1 protein-coding gene is annotated in these 289 nt (G+C 63.7%); it reads right to left on the reverse strand.

Annotated elements, in window-relative coordinates:
• Positions 1 to 289 (reverse strand): N-acetylmuramoyl-L-alanine amidase (locus EN857_RS34200; RefSeq protein ID WP_189522851.1); only part of this gene is annotated, 289 nt, incomplete at both ends.

Below are 289 nucleotides of genomic sequence, written 5' to 3' on the forward strand. Positions count from 1 at the left end.
AGCGGCGAACAAGGCGACGGCATTGGTGATGCTCTGGGCCGCCTTGCCGCGCCAGTCGGCGCTGAGCAGCTGCGCCTCGTCCTTGTTGTTGGAGAGGTAGCCAAGCTCGACCAGCACGGAGGGAACGTCAGGCGCCTTCAGCACCTTGAAACCCGCCGAGCGCTGCGGGTTGTTGATCAGGCCGACGCTGGTCGACAGTTCGCCGACCAGCGTGTGGGCAAAGCTCATTGAAAAGCCGTGGGTCTCGCGGCGGATCAGGTCGATCAGGATGTCGGTGACCTCCTTGTTG

Origin of the sequence: Mesorhizobium sp. M4B.F.Ca.ET.214.01.1.1 (assembly GCF_004791545.1) — a bacterium.
Classification (GTDB): Bacteria; Pseudomonadota; Alphaproteobacteria; order Rhizobiales; family Rhizobiaceae; genus Mesorhizobium; species Mesorhizobium abyssinicae.